The 16,880-nt window shown below is 68.3% G+C and carries 15 protein-coding genes; 12 read left to right on the top strand and 3 right to left on the bottom strand.

The window, feature by feature from the left end; all coding sequences use genetic code 11:
• Window positions 1–100 precede the first annotated feature (100 nt).
• The 8 genes from ACSBPQ_RS02060 (at window position 101) to ACSBPQ_RS02025 (ending at window position 9,762) form a co-directional block, all read left to right on the top strand.
• Window positions 101–1,366, top strand: coding sequence for an amino acid deaminase (locus tag ACSBPQ_RS02060; protein ID WP_442683432.1), 1,266 nt, complete (start codon window positions 101–103; stop codon window positions 1,364–1,366).
• Between the two features lie 21 nt (window positions 1,367–1,387).
• Window positions 1,388–2,743 carry a GntT/GntP/DsdX family permease gene (locus ACSBPQ_RS02055; protein ID WP_442683431.1) on the top strand — a complete coding sequence of 452 codons (1,356 nt, stop codon included), beginning with the start codon at window positions 1,388–1,390 and terminating at the stop codon, window positions 2,741–2,743.
• Between the two features lie 4 nt (window positions 2,744–2,747).
• Window positions 2,748–3,623, top strand: coding sequence for a MurR/RpiR family transcriptional regulator (locus tag ACSBPQ_RS02050; RefSeq protein ID WP_442683430.1), 876 nt, complete (start codon window positions 2,748–2,750; stop codon window positions 3,621–3,623).
• Between the two features lie 3 nt (window positions 3,624–3,626).
• Window positions 3,627–5,063: an N-acyl-D-amino-acid deacylase family protein gene (locus ACSBPQ_RS02045; protein ID WP_442683429.1), complete on the top strand. Its 1,437-nt coding sequence runs from the start codon at window positions 3,627–3,629 to the stop codon at window positions 5,061–5,063.
• A 39-nt stretch (window positions 5,064–5,102) separates the two neighbouring features.
• Window positions 5,103–5,498, top strand: coding sequence for a RidA family protein (locus tag ACSBPQ_RS02040; RefSeq protein WP_442683428.1), 396 nt, complete (start codon window positions 5,103–5,105; stop codon window positions 5,496–5,498).
• Between the two features lie 409 nt (window positions 5,499–5,907).
• Window positions 5,908–7,113 carry a sodium/glutamate symporter gene (gltS, locus tag ACSBPQ_RS02035; protein WP_442683427.1) on the top strand — a complete coding sequence of 402 codons (1,206 nt, stop codon included), beginning with the start codon at window positions 5,908–5,910 and terminating at the stop codon, window positions 7,111–7,113.
• A gap of 457 nt (window positions 7,114–7,570) precedes the next feature.
• Window positions 7,571–8,809 (top strand): FAD-dependent oxidoreductase, encoded by a 1,239-nt coding sequence (locus ACSBPQ_RS02030; protein WP_442683426.1) that lies wholly within the window; start codon window positions 7,571–7,573, stop codon window positions 8,807–8,809.
• A 53-nt stretch (window positions 8,810–8,862) separates the two neighbouring features.
• Entirely contained in the window at window positions 8,863–9,762 is a 900-nt protein-coding gene (locus ACSBPQ_RS02025; RefSeq protein ID WP_442683425.1) for a LysR family transcriptional regulator, read from the top strand.
• Between the two features lie 129 nt (window positions 9,763–9,891).
• On the opposite strand, the gene ACSBPQ_RS02020 is transcribed toward ACSBPQ_RS02025, so the two are convergent.
• Both ACSBPQ_RS02020 and rsgA read right to left on the bottom strand, forming a co-directional pair.
• Window positions 9,892–11,151: a flavohemoglobin expression-modulating QEGLA motif protein gene (locus ACSBPQ_RS02020; RefSeq protein WP_442683424.1), complete on the bottom strand. Its 1,260-nt coding sequence runs from the start codon at window positions 11,149–11,151 to the stop codon at window positions 9,892–9,894.
• 100 nt (window positions 11,152–11,251) lie between these two features.
• On the bottom strand, window positions 11,252–12,349 hold the full coding sequence (rsgA, locus tag ACSBPQ_RS02015; RefSeq protein ID WP_442683423.1) for a ribosome small subunit-dependent GTPase A: 1,098 nt from the start codon (window positions 12,347–12,349) through the stop codon (window positions 11,252–11,254).
• Between the two features lie 216 nt (window positions 12,350–12,565).
• Here rsgA and ACSBPQ_RS02010 point away from each other — a divergent pair, with 216 nt between their 5' ends.
• The 4 genes from ACSBPQ_RS02010 to ACSBPQ_RS01995 all read left to right on the top strand — a co-directional run bounded on the left by ACSBPQ_RS02010 (window position 12,566) and on the right by ACSBPQ_RS01995 (window position 15,587).
• Window positions 12,566–13,831, top strand: coding sequence for an aminotransferase class I/II-fold pyridoxal phosphate-dependent enzyme (locus ACSBPQ_RS02010; protein WP_442683422.1), 1,266 nt, complete (start codon window positions 12,566–12,568; stop codon window positions 13,829–13,831).
• 6 nt (window positions 13,832–13,837) lie between these two features.
• Complete coding sequence (locus ACSBPQ_RS02005; RefSeq protein ID WP_442684485.1) at window positions 13,838–14,482, top strand: SGNH/GDSL hydrolase family protein; 645 nt, start codon at window positions 13,838–13,840, stop codon at window positions 14,480–14,482.
• Between the two features lie 23 nt (window positions 14,483–14,505).
• Window positions 14,506–15,177 (top strand): class I SAM-dependent methyltransferase, encoded by a 672-nt coding sequence (locus ACSBPQ_RS02000; protein WP_442684484.1) that lies wholly within the window; start codon window positions 14,506–14,508, stop codon window positions 15,175–15,177.
• Window positions 15,178–15,257: 80 nt separating this feature from the next.
• Window positions 15,258–15,587: a DUF6172 family protein gene (locus ACSBPQ_RS01995; protein ID WP_442683421.1), complete on the top strand. Its 330-nt coding sequence runs from the start codon at window positions 15,258–15,260 to the stop codon at window positions 15,585–15,587.
• 18 nt (window positions 15,588–15,605) lie between these two features.
• Here the strand turns inward: ACSBPQ_RS01995 and ACSBPQ_RS01990 are convergent, their stop codons facing one another.
• On the bottom strand, window positions 15,606–16,862 hold the full coding sequence (locus ACSBPQ_RS01990; RefSeq protein ID WP_442683420.1) for a DEAD/DEAH box helicase: 1,257 nt from the start codon (window positions 16,860–16,862) through the stop codon (window positions 15,606–15,608).
• Window positions 16,863–16,880 lie beyond the last annotated feature (18 nt).

Below are 16,880 nucleotides of genomic sequence, written 5' to 3'. Positions count from 1 at the left end.
CCTGCAGCAATTTACGAAAATATTTTTCATAGGTTGCAATATCTGCTACATAGGCTGCTTGCCAATTCCTGGCAGGAACCACTGAGCAGGGCATCCCGCATTGGATAAAAAATTATTTCAGCACGATCCGGTGCTGTTGCGCGGCAAGGGCACGGGTGCCGGCAGCAGCACCCTGGGCATTGCCGATGCCGGCAAGCAGGGCTGGTCGATCCTGCGTGAAGAGGTCAGCCTGCCCGCCGCCGTCCTGCGCCGCAGCGCCCTGTTGCACAACCTGGAATGGATGCGCCGCTTCACTGCCGCCTATGGCGTGCAGCTGGCGCCCCACGGCAAAACCACGATGAGCCCGGAGCTGTTCCGGCTGCAACTGGAAGCCGGCGCCTGGGGTATCACCGTCGCCACCGCCGCACAGGCGCGCGAGGCCTGGCAGGCCGGCGCACGCCGCATCCTGATGGCCAACCAGCTGGTCGGCAAGGCCAACATGGCGGTGATCGCCGAACTGCTGGGCGATGCGGGCGTCGAGTTCTTCTGCCTGGTGGATTCGGCCGACAACGTCGCCGCGCTGGGCCGGTCTTTCCAGGCGCAGCCACGTCCTCTGCAGGTGCTACTGGAAATCGGTGCCAGCGGGGGCCGCACCGGCGTGCGCGATGACGCGCAGGCACAGGCGGTGGTGGCGGAAATCGCCCGCTGGCCCGGCGTGCAGCTGGCCGGCGTGGAAGTCTATGAGGGCGTGGTGGCCGACGAAGCCGGTGTCCGTGCCCTGCTGCAACGCACGGTCACGCAGCTGCACCAGCTGCAGGTACACGGCGCGGTGAGCCGGGTGCCGGCGTTGATCTCCGGTGCCGGCTCGGCCTGGTTCGACGTGGTCGCCGAGGAGTTCTCCGCACTGGCCGCCAGCGGCGCCGCCGAGGTGGTGCTGCGGCCCGGCTGCTATCTCACCCACGATGTCGGCGCCTACCGTCAGGCCGCTACCCGCATCCACGCCAGCAACCCGGTGGCGCGCGAGATGGGCGGCAGCCTGCAGCCGGCGCTGCAGCTGTGGGCCTATGTGCAATCCCGTCCGGAGCCGGACAAGGCGATCATCGCCCTGGGCAAGCGCGATGCCGCCTTCGATGCCGGCTTCCCGGTGCCGGCGCTGCATTACCGGCCGGGCGATGCCGCACCGGCCAGCGCGTCGGGCAACTGGCAGATCACCGCGATGATGGACCAGCACGCCTTTCTCGCGCTGGACGCCGGCGATGACCTGCGTGTGGGCGACATGCTCAGCTTCGACATCTCCCACCCGTGCCTGACCTTCGACAAGTGGCGCCACCTGCTGGTGGTCGATGACAACCACGAGGTCGTGGACGCCATTTCCACGCAGTTCTGACCCGGTGACGAGCCTGTCCGCATGAGCAATGGAAACCTGTTGTTGATCTACGCCGTATTGTCGATCCTGGCCCTGATCGTGCTGATCGCGCGCTATCGGCTCAACCCGTTCATCAGCGTCACCGTGGTTTCGGTCGGGCTGGCGCTGCTGGCCGGGATGCCGGCGCCGGAAATCCTGCCCGCCTACGAACAGGGCGTGGGCAAGACGCTGGGACATATCGCGCTGATCGTCGCGCTGGGCACCATGCTCGGCAAGATGATGGCCGAATCCGGCGGCGCCGAGCGCATCGCGCGCACGCTGATCGCCCGCTTCGGGCCGAAGAACGTGCACTGGGCGATGATGCTGATCGCCTTCTGCGTGGGTCTGCCGATCTTCTTCGAGGTCGGCTTCGTGCTGTTGATCCCGATCGTGCTCAACGTCGCCCGCCGCACCGGCGTGCCGCTGCTGCTGGTCGGCCTGCCGATGGTGGCCGGGCTGTCGGTGGTGCACGGACTGGTGCCGCCGCATCCGGCGGCGATGCTGGCGGTACAGGCCTACGAGGCCGATGTCGGCCGCACCGTGCTGTACGCGCTGCTGGTCGGCCTGCCCACGGCCGCACTGGCCGGGCCGGTATTCGCCAAATTCGTCGCGCCACGGGTGCAACTGCCCGCACACAACCCGATGGAAGCGGCACTGCTGGATGAAGGCCACGGGCGGATTCCCGACGAGCAGCTGCCCGGCTTCGGCATCACCCTGGCCACGCTGCTGGTGCCGGTGGTGCTGATGCTGCTGGGGGGCTGGGCCGACCAGATCGCCGCACCCGGCTCCGCGCTGAACCACGGGCTGCGCTTCATCGGCCATTCGGTGGTGGCGCTGCTGATCGCCACCTTGATGAGCTTCGTCACCCTCGGTCTGATGCGGGGATTCAGCCGCGAGCAGATCCTGAAATTCTCGCAGGACTGCCTCGCACCGACGGCTGCGATCACCCTGCTGGTCGGTGCCGGTGGCGGCCTCAACGGCATCCTCGTGCATACCGGCGTGGCCACGGAGATCATCGGCCTGTCGCAGCGTTTCGAGTTGTCACCGCTGCTGATGGGCTGGACCATGGCCGCGCTGATGCGGGTGGCCACCGGCTCAGCCACGGTAGCGATGACCACCGCCTCGGGCATCGTCGCGCCGATCGCCGCCGCGCTGGGCTATCCGCATCCGGAACTGCTGGTGCTGGCCACCGGCGCCGGTTCGGTGGTGCTGTCACACGTCAATGACGGCGGCTTCTGGCTGGTCAAGGAATATTTCAACATGAGCGTGGCCCAGACCTTCAAGACCTGGACCGTGCTTGAAACCCTCATCTCCGTCACCGCGCTGCTGCTGGTGATGGCTCTTGCCGCGGTGCTCTGAACCGATGACTACACCCATGTTCGATATCGTCTACGAACTGCGCCAGCGGCTGCATGAATTCAGCCCGGTCGAAGCCCGCATCGCCCACGCCATCCTCGCCGACGTGGACGCGGCGGCCCAGTACGGCGTCACCGAACTGGCCGATCGTGCCGAAGTCAGCGCCGCGGCGATCTCGCGCTTCGCCAAGACACTCGGTTGCGAACACGTGCGCGAACTGCGCGCGCGCCTGGCCTCGGCCGGCGCAGTCGGCAAGCGCTTTCTTGAACAGCAGAACGCACCGCCGGTCTCGGCGTTGTACGCGCAGATCTGCGACGACATCCAGGCCAGCCTGCGCCACAACCTGTCCAACCTGAAGGAAAGCGTGGTGCAGGAGCTGGCCGATGTGCTGTGCCAGGCGCGGCGCATCCACGTGTTCGGCATCGGCGGCTGCTCGACCGTTTTCTCGCAGGAGATGCAGAACCGGCTGATGCGCTTCGGCCTGCCGATCTCCGCCTGCAGCGATGCGGTGACGATGAAGATGATCGCCGCCACGCTCGGCCCGCAGGACCTGGTCATGGCGCTGTCGGTCAGCGGCATCACCCCGGAAATCGTCTCGGCGATCGACATCGCCCGCACCTATGGTGCACGCGTGGGCGCCATCACCCGCGCCGGCACCGCACTGGCCGAACGCAGTGAATGGCTGCTGCCGATCAGCATCGAGGAAACGGATTTCGTGTTCAAACCTTCCGCATCGCGCTACGCCATGATGCTGGCGATCGACGTGCTGGCCACCACCGTCGCCCTCAACAACGCCAGCGACAACCATGAGCACCTGCGCCGCATCAAGCTGGCGCTGGACCGCTACCGCGGCGGTGATTCGCGCCTGCCGCTGGGCGACTGATCCATGTACGACCTTCTCATCCGCAACGCCACCGTGTTCGATGGCGCCGACCGGCCCGGCTTCCACGCCGATGTCGCCGTCACCGCCGGACGCATCGCCGCCATCGGCCAGCTCGACGGGCCAGCGGCCGAGATCGTCGATGCCGGTGGCCGTGCGCTGGCACCGGGCTTCATCGACGTGCACACCCACGATGACCTAGAAGTGATCCGCAACCCGGACATGACCAGCAAGCTGTCGCAGGGCGTGACCACGGTGGTGGTCGGCAACTGCGGGATCAGCGCCAGCCCGGTCACCGTGCGTGGCGAGGTTCCCGATCCGATGAACCTGCTGGGCGACAGCGCCGATTTCCGTTATCCGGATTTCGCCAGCTACCGCCAGGCGGTGGAAGCGGCCACACCGGCGGTCAACGTGGCCGCCCTGATCGGCCATACCGCACTGCGCCAGAACCACATGGACCGGCTCGATCGCGCCGCCACCGCTGCCGAGATCGACGCCATGCGTACGCAACTGCGCGACAGCCTGGCCGCCGGTGCGCTGGGGCTGAGCAGTGGCCTAGCCTATGCCTCGGCCTTCAGCGCGCCGTCCACCGAAGTGGATGCGCTGGCCGGCGAGCTGCCGGCCGGCGGCCTGTACGCCACCCATCTGCGCGACGAATTCGCCGGTATCCTCACGGCGATGGATGAGGCCTTCCACGCCGCGCGGGCGCCGCAGGCCACGGTCCGCGTGTCCCATCTCAAGTGCGCGGGCGTGGACAACTGGGGCCGCAGCAAGGAGGTGCTGGCACATCTGCAAAGCGCCGCCGCCGGGCAGGACGTGGCCTGCGACTGCTATCCGTACGCCGCCAGCGCCTCGACCCTGGACCTGAAACAGGTCACCGACGCCTACGACATCCTGATCACCTGGTCCGAATCCGAGCCCGACCAGGGCGGACGCCTGCTGGCCGACATCGCCGCCGGCTGGAACCTGTCGCTGATGGAGGCCGCCATCCGCCTGCAGCCGGCCGGCGCGGTCTACTTCTGCATGGACGAGGCCGACGTGCGCCGCATCCTCAGCCATCCGCTGACGATGATCGGCTCCGACGGCCTGCCGCGCGATCCGCGCCCGCATCCACGGCTGTGGGGCACCTTCCCGCGCGTGCTCGGCCACTATGCGCGCGACGAACAGCTGTTCCCGCTGCATACCGCCGTGCACAAGATGACCGGGCTGCCGGCCTCGCGCTTCAACATGGGCATGCGCGGCCATGTCCGCGAGGGCTGGTGGGCCGATCTGGTGCTGTTCGATCCGGCCCGCGTCCACGACACCGCCAGCTTCCATGACCCGGTGCGCGCGGCCGCAGGCATCGATGCGGTCTGGGTCAATGGCCGGCTGGCCTATGACGGCCGCGCCGTCGCCACCCGTGCCGGCCGCTTCCTCGCTCCCGAGGCCACACCGGCGGCCTGATTCCCGTTTTCCGCAACATCGCTTCCTGAGGAACACCCCATGAGTGACATCAAACGATATGGCGCCGAAGGCGGCGTCGGCCAAGGCAAGCAGCACATGCCGTTCTCGCGCGCGGTGGAGGCCGACGGCTGGCTGTTCGTGTCCGGCCAGGTGCCAATGCGCAACGGCGAGCTGGTCGCCGGCACCGTCACCGAGCAGTCGCACGTGGTCATCGGCAACGTGCTGGAGATCCTGGCCGAGGCCGGCTACGGCCCCGAGCATGTGGTGCGCTGCGGCGTGTGGCTGGATGACGCGCGTGACTTCTACGCCTTCAACGGCGTATTCAAGCATTACTTCGGCGAACACCCGCCGGCACGCGCCTGCGTGGAGAGCCGCATGGTGGTGGACTGCAAGGTGGAAGTGGACTGCGTGGCCTACAAGCGCCCACAGCGCTGAGCCGCATGGCGGTGCCGGTCAGCGCGGCCGGTTCCGCCATCGTCCGGCACAGGACGTGATCCTGCATTGTCCAAGACCGGCCTTGTTGCCCGTCGCCTGCGGCTGGAATCCGCCGCAGCGCCTGTTTCCCACACCTGCAGCGGCCATGCCAGCCCGGCTGGCAACGTGGTTATCCGCCCGCCTTCACTCCGCGCATAGCGGAATTTGCGCTGTGGCGCATCGAACCCTGTAGCAGCGTCCATGGGTTCGCGGAGCGGACCGCCAGCCTCCCGACCCTTTCCCCGGGCCCCGGGCCACGGGCCACGGGCAGATGACGATAATGTGCTAAAAGCGGACCGGCTCCGATGGGGCGGTCCGCTTCCGGATTCCGCAGCAAATTCCTGCCGTGCAGGTGTGAGGTAACGACTCGATGATCCAACTTGATGCCGTACAGACGGTCGCTTTCAGTGGCCTGACCCTGCTTGCCGGTTATGCGCTGTGCCGGATGATCCCGGTGCTGCGCCGCTACAACCTGCCCGAGCCGGTAGTCGGCGGGCTGGTGGTCGCGTTGCTGGTGTGGTGGGCGCACAGCCAGGACACCGTGCTGTTCGAGCTGGACAGCAGCCTGAAGGTGCCGCTGATGATCGCCTTCTTCACCACCCTGGGCATCAATGCCAGCGTCCGCCTGCTGCGCATCAGTGGCCGCCAGGTGATGATCTTCCTGCTGATCGCCGCACTGTTCGCGGTATTGCAGAACCTGATCGGCATCGGCGTGGCCTGGATGTTCGACCTGCATCCGATGTTCGGCGTGCTGGCCGGCTCGGCCACACTGACCGGCGGCCCCGCCACCGGCATGGCGTTCGCGCCATTGTTCGAGAAGGCCGGCCTGCAGGGGGCAGAAACCCTGGCCATCACCGCGGCCATGGCCGGCATCATCTGCGGCGGCGTGGTCGGCGGCCCGGCCATCACCGTACTGATGCGCCGCCTCAAGGTCGTCCCGCCCAGCAGCCGCAGCGCCAGCGGCGCGGAGGACGTGGACGAAACGATCACGCTGCGTTTTCCCAATGAGGCGATGCGCGAATTCGACGCGCTCAAGAGCATCGTCGTGCTGCTGGTGGCGATGTGGGTGGGGGCGTGGGTCAGCCAGAGCATCACCCGCCTGGGCCTGACCCTGCCGGCCTACATCGGCGCCATGCTGGTCGGCGCGGTGATCCGCAACATCGACGACTACACCGGCTGGATCAAGCTGTCGGTACCGACCACCGAACTGATCGGCAACATCTGCCTGGCGCTGTTCCTGGCCATGGCGCTGATGGACCTGAAACTGTGGGAGCTGGCCGGGCTGGGCGTGCCCCTGATGGTGAACCTGGTGATCCAGGTCGCCGTGGTGGCCTTGTTCGCGGTGCCGATCTACTACCTGATGGGGCGCGACTACGATGCCGCGGTGATGGGCGGCGGCTTCATCGGCTTCATGCTCGGCACCACGGCCAATGCGATGGCGGTGATGCGCAAGCTGGTGCAGCGTTACGGCATCGCTCCGCGCGCCTTCCTCGTGGCCCCGCTGGTGGGCGCGTTCTTCATCGACTTCGTCAACGCACTGATCATCACCGGCTTCCTCAATTTCTGGCCAAAGTAGGCCGGCGCCCGCCGCAAGCGCACCGGGCCGCCGCATGGCGGCCCTGTCGTTTGGGCGACCTGCGCATTCCCGCAGAAGACACCGGCACCGCCGTAGCCACGGCTCCGTTTCAGACCACCCCCATCTTTGCTTGCACACGGTATAGCCGGGGGATGGGGGCCACACATCGCCCACAAGGAAAAATCCGGCCCGGCGCGGCGAGCGGGCAATGGCGAACCAGCAGCCCGACATCTGCGGCGTTTCCGCGATAGCACCGCGCCGCACCGCGGTTTCGAGCACGCCCGCGGCTGCCTTGTGATGGCCCGCCCTGCAGCCGCAACGCTTCCGTTCCACGCCTTAGACAGCGCCCGCCTGCGCCGCGGAACGACATGGACAGCGCGCGCGACAGCGGCGAGGATTCCCGTTGCCGCGCCACCTGCCGGGTGAGCGACACCTGCCCCCGCTATCCGGATAACCGATGTCCTCCGTTGAACTCCACGGCGAACCCGCCAGCGCCGATCTCCTCGTCCTCGGCGCCGGTGTCGTCGGTCTCGCCACCGCCTATGCCGCCGCCCGTCGCGGCCTGTCGGTGCTGCTGCTCGAGCGCGCCGACGGCCCGGTGCTGGGCACTTCCTTCGCCAACGGTGCGCAGCTGAGCTACGCCTACACCGATGCGATGGCCGGGCCTTCCACCTGGAGCCAGTTGCCGGCCATGCTGTTCGGTCGCAACGGCCCGTTCCGTACGCGCTGGTCGGCCGATCCGGATTTCTGGCGCTGGGGCCTGGCCTTCCTGCGCCAAGCCAACCGCGCCCGGCTGCAGGCCAATACCCTGGCGACGCTGGAACTGGCGCTGGAATCACGCATCGCGCTGCATGCCCTGCTGCAGCACCATCCCATCGCCTTCGACCACGCGGTGTCGGGCAAGCTGCATGCCTACCAGGACGCCGCTGCATTGCAGGGCGCACGCGCGATGATCGCCCTGAAACAACCGTTCGGTGTCGAACAGCACCTGCTCGATGCCGCCCAGGCGATCGCCATGGAGCCGGCACTGGCAGGCATGTCCGGCCTCGCCGGGGCAGTGCACTCGCCCCAGGAAGAAGCCGGCGATCCGTTCCTGTTCGGCACCGGCCTGCTGCAGGTGCTGCAGCAGCAGTACGGCGTGCAGACCCGCTTCGGTTTCGAACTCGAACAGCTGTCGCGGCAGGACGACCACTGGTGCCTGCGGCCACGTGCCGGCGCGACGATAAAGGCGCGCCGGGTGGTGGTATGCACAGGCATCGAGGGGGCCGCGCTGCTGCGCCCACTCGGCATCCGGGTGCCGCTGATGGCGATCAAGGGCTACTCGTTCACCGCACCGTGCGGCGTGCGTGCACCGACCGCCAGCATCACCGATACCGCACGCAAGCTGGTGTTCTGCCGCCTCGGCGACCGCATCCGCGTGGCCGGTCTGGCCGACCTCAACCACTGGGACCCGCGCCCGGATCCGCAGCGCATGGCGCAGCTGATCGCGATGGCACGCGACTCGCTGCCGGAAGCCGCCGACTACACGCGCACCTCCAATCACTGGGCCGGCCTGCGCCCGGTCACGCCGTGGTCCTCGCCGGTCATCCAGCGCATGGCCGAAGGACTGGTCGGCAACCTCGGCCACGGCATGCTCGGCTGGACCCTGGCGATGGGCAGCGGCGAGCGTGCCGTCGCGCAGGCGATGGCGCGCTGACACCGCAACCGCCGGCAGTCGTCAGCCTCCCCGGTATCCACTAGGATCGGGCGATGCGCCTGCGCCAGATTGAAGTCTTCCATGCGGTCTACACCACCGGCTCGATCAGTGCCGCGGCCCGCGCCCTGCACGTCTCCCAGCCCTCGGTCAGCAAGGTGCTGCACCACACCCAGCAGCAGCTGGGGTTCGACCTGTTCAAGCTGGTGCGCGGACGGCTGGTGGCCACCGACGAGGCGCACGCGCTGTTCGTCGAGGTCAAGGATATCAACGACCGCCTGCTGTCACTGCAGAAGGCGGTGCGCAATATCCGTGACATCGGCGGCGGCCATATCCGTCTGGCGGTGGTGCCTTCGCTCGGCCAGCATGTGCTGCCGGCAGCGCTCACCGCCTACCGCCGCCAGCATCCGGATGTCACCTTCGAGGTGAAGACACTGCACCACGGCGACCTGTTCCAGGCGCTGTACGAACGCGAATGCGACATCGCCATCGCCTACAACCCGCCACTGCATCCGCGCATGCACCGTCGCCTGCTCGGCCGCGGACAGTTGATGCTGCTGTTCGACATCACCCAGTGGCCCACGCCGCCGGCACGGATTCCGTTGCGCTGGCTGCAGGATCACGACATGGTCGGGCTGGCCAGCAGCGGGCCGATCGGCGACCTGTTCACCCATGCGGTGGAACACCAGGGCATCCGCCTGCGCGAAGTGGTCTCCAGCCAGACCTATGCGCTGGCCGCCGCGCTCACCCGCTGCGGTGCGGGCATGAGCGTACTGGACGAATTCAGCGCCTGCGCCCACGCCGGCGGCAGCCTGCTGGCACGCCCGCTGGAACCGGAGATCGGCTTCCGCATCGAATGCGTGTACCTGGAAGACCGCCCGCCATCCAAGGCCGCCAGCGAGTTCATCCGCCAGTTCCAGCGCAGCCTGGACGGACTGCAGGGCGGCTCCGTCTGAACGCCACCGGCTGACCGGCCACGCCACCGCTTCCGGCCGGGGTGCCGGAGTGCCGCGTACATGGTACGGTGCGGTTTTCGACCGGCGATCCGGCACGGACGCGGCCCGGCAAGACCCGCTGCCGGAAGATCACTGCACCGGGTCGATGCGGTCCATGCGGATGCGATTGGCGAACAGGGAAAAGGCCAGTGCCCCGGCCAGGCCGTTGGCGCGCTGGATCCAGTGCGGCAACCAGCGCGGCGCGGCCAGCACCCCGGCCTCGAACAGCGGCGCCAGCGCCTGCGCATCGCCCAGTGTCATCTTGCCGGCGAACAGCCAGCGGCAGTAGCGCAGCTTCTCATCGCGCAGCATCTGCCGGAAAAAGGTGTGCACCGACACCAGTCCGCGCAGGTACACCGTGTCCTTGGTGAACGCCGCACCGCCACCGCTCGGCACGCCACGGAACACCCGCTGGGCCGAGGAAAAGCTTTCTTCCGGTATCTGCCCGGCCTGGCGGAAGTAATCGAACACCTGGAGGAAGTCGGCCCCCTCGCGTGCCATCGCGACCGCCTCGATGCGCAGGCTGATGCGCTTGAGCCGCTGGATGTCGATGCTGCCGGTAATCTGCTCGGCAAACGTCGCCAGCCCTTCCTGGGTGGCGGTGATGCGCGGCGAGGACAGCGCCAGGCTCGGCAGCACCGTCTGTGCGCGGCCGTTGAGCGCGGTCAGCGAATGCACCAGCGCCTCGTGGTGGAACAGCTGCGCACGGTCATAGGCACTGAAGCTGGCACTGCTGCGCAGGCGGATACGGGTGGCGCCGGCGGCCGCCTTGGCGATCAGTCCGTCGTCCAACTCCACGCTGATGATGCGTGCATCGAAGAAATCATCCAGATCGGACTGCAGTTGCAGCTGCAGCGCGGTGGCCGACACCGGTACGGTTTCCTCCGGCGCCAACAACTCGTGGTCCAGCTCCTGGGCGATCTGGATGAAATGCCGCGCCGCCTCGCGGGTGCTCGGGCCATTGCCGGGCATCGGCTGCCCGGGCACGCCGAACAGCTGCGCGGAGTAGTGATCCACCGCCACCGTACCCAGCGCCTCCAGCAGACCCGCCGCCAGATCCCAGCTGCGCAACGAATCGCGCAGGTAGGCGCCGAGCGGATGGGTGTCATCAAGCGCACGGTCGATGGCGTCCAGCTCACGCCGTGCGGCGCTGAAATCATGCTTGGGGTAGGTCACCTGCGGCAGCTGCGGATTGCCGCGTGCCACGCTCTCCAGAAACGGTGCCCGCATCGACGCCGGCCAACTGGTGAGGGTCAACAGACGGATGCCGCGCACCGCCGCAACCATCCGCGCATCGAGCGCGGCGTGGTGGGCGATGGCCGGGTCGGAATAGTTCATCGCCTTGTCCATGCCATCTCCAACGGGTTGGGGCGGCACCACTCAATCCCCCGGATGGCACAGATTGAATGCGGACAGCGTTCACTTCGCCGCCTGCCAAGAGGGAAGTATCTCAACGCCGCTTGTTCCTGTTGACCGGCCGCCACTGCGCGCCACGCCCGGCGGTCTTGCGTTCGCTGGCCTGCTCGGCCTGACGCTTGGCCAGCTTGGCTGCCGCCAAGGCCACTTCCTCACGCAGCTTGAGGTAACTCTCCAGCCGGGTTTCGTCGATGTCGCCGCGTTCGATCGCCGCCTGCACCGCGCAGCCGGGCTCGGTCTGGTGCGAGCAATCACTGAACTTGCACTGCAGGGTCAGCGCTTCGATGTCGGCAAAGCCGCCTTCGGCCAGGGTTTCCTCGCCGGTCGGCTTGAGCTCGCGCATGCCGGGGGTGTCGATCAGGCAGGCGCCGCTGGGCAGCGGCATCAGTGCGCGGTGGGTGGTGGTGTGGCGACCGCGCGAATCGCTGCCGCGCACCGCACCGGTTTTCATCCGCTCCTCGCCCAGCAGCGTGTTGGTCAGGGTGGACTTGCCGGCACCGGAGGAACCGACCAGCACCACCGTGCGTCCCGGCCCCAGCCACGGCGCCAACGCAGCGACGCTGGCCGGGTCCTTGCCGTTGATCGCCAGCAGCGGGATCTGCTGCGCGGCCAGATCCTGCAGCACCTCCAGCGCATCGTCGCTGTATTCGGTCTGGTCGGCCTTGGTCAGCACCACCACCGGCTCGGCTCCGCCACCGCCGACCAGCAGCAGGTAGCGCTCGATACGGCGCGGATTGAAGTCCGCATCCAGCCCGCAGACGATGAACACCGTATCGATATTGGCGCCGATCACCTGCTGGTGGTAATGCTCGCCGGCCGCGCCGCGCTTGATCGAAGTGCGCCGCGGCAACAGCGCGACGATGCGCTTGCCTTCCAGCAGCACCCAGTCGCCCACCGCCGCGCGCTCATGGCTGGGGAAGCGCGGGCGCTGCCATTCCGGCGGTGATTCGGTCTTGATCGCGGTCTCCGGCGCATCGGCGACCACATAGCCCGAGCGGTGCTGTTCGATCACCCTCCCCGGCCGTGCCTGCGGATGCGCGGCAAACAGCGCCTGCCAGGCCGGCGCTTCGGCGGCGCCGGGCCAGGGCCAGCCGATGGCGCGAAGGTGGGCGAAGTCGATGGAATCTGTCATCTGCCAATTCTAGCGGGGCCCGCCCGGCCACCGCCCCGGCGCAGCATCAATCCGCCGCAAAGCCCCCCTGGATTCCCACCACCGCGTGGCCGGCGACCGGCCTGCTGCCGTCCCTGCCGGCCTGCGACAGCACCGATTTGTTGGGAATGGAACCGTTGCCCCGCATCGCACCAATTCCGTTACCATGCGGCTTCATGCCCTTGACGGCTCAGAGAAATGTCAACCCCCGCCCCCTCGCTCGCCATCCGTGAACGCCTGTCCGAAGTCCGCTACGAAATCCGTGGTGAGCTGGCCCGGCGAGCCCGGGAGCTGGAAGCGCAGGGGCGCACGCTGATCAAGCTCAATATCGGCAATCCCGGCGCTTTCGGCTTCCGTGCGCCGGAGCACCTGCAGCGTGCCATCGCCGATGACATGGGTCGCACCGATCCCTACACCCACCAGCAGGGCCTGCCGGTCGCGCGCGAGGCGATCGCCGCCGCCTATGCCCGCCGTGGAGCCCCCGATGCGGTGGCCGAGCGTGTGTTCCTCGGCAATGGTGTGTCCGAGCTGATCGACCTGTCGCTGCGGGCGCTGCTCAATCCCGGTGAGGAAGTACTGGTGCCGTCGCCGGACTACCCGCTGTGGTCGGCGGCCACCATCCTCAACGACGGCCGCCCGGTGTATTACCGCTGCAGGCCGGAGAACGGCTTCCTGCCCGACCCGGTGGAGATGGAGGCGCTGGTGTCTTCGCGCACCCGCGCCATCGTGCTGATCAACCCGAACAATCCGGCCGGCGCCAGCTATCCGCGCGAACTGCTGGAAAAGATCGTCGCCGTCGCCCGCCGGCACAACCTGCTGCTGCTGGTGGACGAGATCTACGACCAGATCCTGTACGACGGCGCGCAGTTCCAGCCGGTCGCGCCGCTGGCCGGCGACCACCCGTGCCTGACCTTCAGCGGCCTGAGCAAGGTGCACCGCGCCTGCGGCTGGCGCGTGGGCTGGATGCTGCTGTCCGGTGCCGGCGAACGGCTGGGCGAATTCCGCGCCGCGCTGGACCTGCTCAGCGGCCTGCGCCTGTGCGCCAACGTACCGGGCCAGTACGCCATCGAAGCGGCGGTCAATGGCCCGGATACGATTTCCGCGCTGTGCTCGCCCGGTGGCCGCCTGTACGAGACCCGCCGCGCGGTGATCGAAGCCTGCGATGCCAGCGAGCACCTGCAGCTGGTCGCCCCGGCCGGCGCGCTGTATGCGTTCCCGGCCGTGGTCGGCCCGGCCGCGCAGGGCTTCGACGACCATCACTTCGCACTGCAGCTGATGGAAGAGGAAGGCGTGCTGGTGGTCCCCGGTTCCAGCTTCAACGTGCCCTATCGCAACCACTTCCGCGTGACCCTGCTGCCCGAACCCGGCGTGATGCGCGATGTGTTCGCGCGCATCGACCGGCTGCTGGCCCGTCGTGCCGAAGCGGTGACCAAGGTGGTGCCGCTGCAGTCGCGCCGGGCCTGATCCATGATGGAGCCGACCCCGTATCCCAACTCCGGACGCTACCTGGCACTGGGCGATTCCTACACCGTCGGTGAAGGTGTTCCGACGCCGGGGACCTGGCCATACCAGCTGGCCGCGGCCATGCGTGCGCAGGGGATCGGCCTGGAAGATCCGCAGGTGATCGCCACCACCGGCTGGACCACCGACGAGTTGGCCGCGGCGCTGGACGAGGCCGCGCCACAGGGCCCGTTCGCGCTGGTCAGCCTGTCGATCGGTGTCAACAACCAGTACCGTGGCCGGCCACTGGCCGAATACCGCCAGCAGTTCGAACAGCTGTTGCAGCGCGCGATCGCACTGGCCGCGGAAAATCCCGCCCGGGTGCTGGTGCTGTCCATTCCCGACTGGGGCATCACCCCCTACGCCCGCGACAACCAGCGCGACGGGCTGCAGATCGCGCAGGAAATAGACGACTTCAATGCCGCCGCCCACGCCTGCTGCGGCGATTACGGCGTGGCCTTTGTCGACATCACCACGGCCAGCCGCATCGGCGGCGACCTGCCGGCGATGCTGGTGGACGATGGCCTGCATCCGTCCGCGCAGATGTACCGGCGCTGGGCGGAACTGGCGCTGCCGGTGGCGGTGCGACTGCTGCCGGCCCCAACCGGCGCGTGATGGCCCCCCCCGACCAGCGGCCGCTGTCGGCCGAGGATGCGCGCGCCATCGCCCGTGCCTTCGCGCCCACCCGGCCCTGGGGCAACCGCTGGGACTTCTATTACACGCTGGGCAAGCTGCGCAGCGATCCGCTCTATCCCGGTGTGCTCGATGCGCTACGCGGCAGCCAGGCGCCGCTGCTGGACATGGGCTGCGGCCTTGGCCTGCTGGCCCATGCGCTGCGCCGTGATGGCCAGAGCATGCCCTACCGTGGTGTGGACAACGATGCCGCCAAGATCCAGCGCGCCAGCACCGTCGCCCGCCGCGCCGGGCTGCCCGCCAGCACCTTCGAACAGGTCGACCTGGCCACCACGCTTCCACACCACCATGGCAGCGTGGCGATCCTGGATGTGCTGCAGTACCTGTGCGCCGACGCCCAGCAGGCGCTGCTGCGCAACGCCGCGGCGATGCTGGCCGACGATGGCCGGCTGGTACTGCGGATGACCCTGCTCGATGACAGCCGTCGCAGTCGCATCTCCCGCATCGGCGACCGCGCCGCCAACCTGATCGGCTGGATGCAGTTCCGTCCCCGCCACTACCCCGATGTCGGCTCACTGCGTGCGCTGCTGCAGCAATGCGGCCTGGCGGTGCAGCTCACGCCGCTGTACGGCAACACCCCGTTCAACAACTGGCTGCTGGTCGCCCGGCGCGATTGAAGCCACGACGCGGCCATTTGCGCCGATAATCGCCCCATTCCCCAGCCGCCCTCACGGGCCGGCGCCATGACGAGATTTCCGTGAAGAAGACCTACCGCCTCGATATCGAAGGCAAGCATCCCGAGCGCCTGCTGGAAGCCAGCAAGCACGACATCCGCAAGTACACCAGGCGCGAGCGCGGCAAAGCGCTGCCCGACGGCGCCGATGCCTGGGGCTTTGACAGCAGGCTCGGCGTGGACGAAGCCTCCGCCGGGCCGGTGACCTATGACCAGCTGTTCCGCGCGATCGATGCGCTGGTTGCTGCCGGCAACAGCCAGTTCTTCGTCGAAGTGCTGCGCAAGCCGGTCAAGCGCAGCCCGCGCCCGGTCGCGGCACCGGCCGTGGCCCCGGAAAGCGATTTCGAAGACTGATCCCGCACCACCGCCGGCTCAGTCGGCCGGTTTACCGGCGGCCGCAGCCGCACGCAGCCGGTCCTTCCTGCTCGGCCGGCGGCCCTTGATGCCGCCGTTGCCATCAGCCGCCACCGCAGGCGGTGCCACCTGCCGCGGCTCGAAACCGGGCCGCTGCTCCAGCGCCACCTCAAGCCGGTGGCGTTTGCCGATCAGGCGCCAGTGCGCCAGCGACGCCGCATCGACGAAGCTCACCGCCTGGCCCTTTTCCCCGGCACGCCCGGTGCGGCCGATGCGGTGCAGGTAATCGGCCGGCGAACGAGGCAGGTCGTAATTGACCACGGCCGGCAGCCGCGCGATATCGATGCCGCGCGCGGCCAGGTCGGTCGCCACCAGCACCCGCAACTCTCCGTCCCTGAAGTCCTGCAGCAGCCGCACCCGGCGCCCCTGCGCCAGTTGCCCGTGCAGCACCTGTGCGTGGACGTCGGCCTTGCGCAGGGCGACGGCCAGACGCTCGCCATCGCGGATGCTGCCGACAAACACCATCAGCTGCGGCCATTGCGCCTCCTCCAGCAGCTCCAGCAACAGCGCGACGCGACGCTCGCTGTCGACATGGAACGCGCGCTGCTCGATCTCCACCGGTGCTTGCGTGCCGATGTGCAGATGCTGCGGATCACGCAGCCCGGCCGCGGCCAGCGCGGCGATGTCCGCCGGGAAGGTGGCCGAAAACAGCAGCGTCTGCCGCTGCACCGGCAGCTCGGCCAGAATCTGCCGCAGCTCGTCGCCAAAGCCCAGCTCCAGCAGGCGATCGGCCTCATCCAGCACCAGCCGCCGCACCTGCCGCAGGGACAGCGCATTGTGCGCCAGCAGATCGAGCAGCCGACCGGGCGTGGCCACCACCACATCGGCACCACCGCGCAGCGCCATCATCTGCGGGTTGATCGACACCCCGCCCACCGCGCACACCACATGCGGCCGCCGCGCCAGCTCACGGCCCAGCGTGGTGAATACATCGGCCACCTGCAGCGCCAGTTCACGGGTCGGCACCAGCACCAGCTGTTCCAGTACCCGTGGCCGCCGCGCCGGCGCCATGAAGAACTGCTGCAGGATCGACAGCACATAGGCGGCCGTCTTGCCCGAGCCGGTCGGTGCCAGCACCACCAGATCGCGCCCCTGCAGCGACAGCGGCACCGCCTGCTGCTGGACCGGGGTCGGCTCGTGGTAGCCGGCCTGCTGCAACCCCTGTTGCAACGCCGGCAGCACATAGGGCGACAGGCCGAGACTGGAAAAAGGCATGGAATGGCGATCCGGGGG

This window comes from Stenotrophomonas sp. JC08, assembly GCF_052180205.1.
GTDB lineage: Bacteria > Pseudomonadota > Gammaproteobacteria > Xanthomonadales > Xanthomonadaceae > Stenotrophomonas.
This window is presented reverse-complemented; position numbering and strand designations above follow the sequence as displayed.

Excerpts from the sequence above, each read along its gene's own strand:
- ACSBPQ_RS02055 (WP_442683431.1), top strand. The coding sequence starts at position 1,388 with ATGAGCAATGGAAACCTGTTGTTGATCTACGCCGTATTGTCGATCCTG.
- ACSBPQ_RS02050 (WP_442683430.1), top strand. The coding sequence starts at position 2,748 with ATGACTACACCCATGTTCGATATCGTCTACGAACTGCGCCAGCGGCTG.
- ACSBPQ_RS02045 (WP_442683429.1), top strand. The coding sequence starts at position 3,627 with ATGTACGACCTTCTCATCCGCAACGCCACCGTGTTCGATGGCGCCGAC.
- ACSBPQ_RS02040 (WP_442683428.1), top strand. The coding sequence starts at position 5,103 with ATGAGTGACATCAAACGATATGGCGCCGAAGGCGGCGTCGGCCAAGGC.
- gltS (WP_442683427.1), top strand. The coding sequence starts at position 5,908 with ATGATCCAACTTGATGCCGTACAGACGGTCGCTTTCAGTGGCCTGACC.
- ACSBPQ_RS02030 (WP_442683426.1), top strand. The coding sequence starts at position 7,571 with ATGTCCTCCGTTGAACTCCACGGCGAACCCGCCAGCGCCGATCTCCTC.
- ACSBPQ_RS02025 (WP_442683425.1), top strand. The coding sequence starts at position 8,863 with ATGCGCCTGCGCCAGATTGAAGTCTTCCATGCGGTCTACACCACCGGC.
- ACSBPQ_RS02020 (WP_442683424.1), bottom strand. The coding sequence starts at position 11,151 with ATGGACAAGGCGATGAACTATTCCGACCCGGCCATCGCCCACCACGCC.
- rsgA (WP_442683423.1), bottom strand. The coding sequence starts at position 12,349 with ATGACAGATTCCATCGACTTCGCCCACCTTCGCGCCATCGGCTGGCCC.
- ACSBPQ_RS02010 (WP_442683422.1), top strand. The coding sequence starts at position 12,566 with ATGTCAACCCCCGCCCCCTCGCTCGCCATCCGTGAACGCCTGTCCGAA.
- ACSBPQ_RS02005 (WP_442684485.1), top strand. The coding sequence starts at position 13,838 with ATGGAGCCGACCCCGTATCCCAACTCCGGACGCTACCTGGCACTGGGC.
- ACSBPQ_RS01990 (WP_442683420.1), bottom strand. The coding sequence starts at position 16,862 with ATGCCTTTTTCCAGTCTCGGCCTGTCGCCCTATGTGCTGCCGGCGTTG.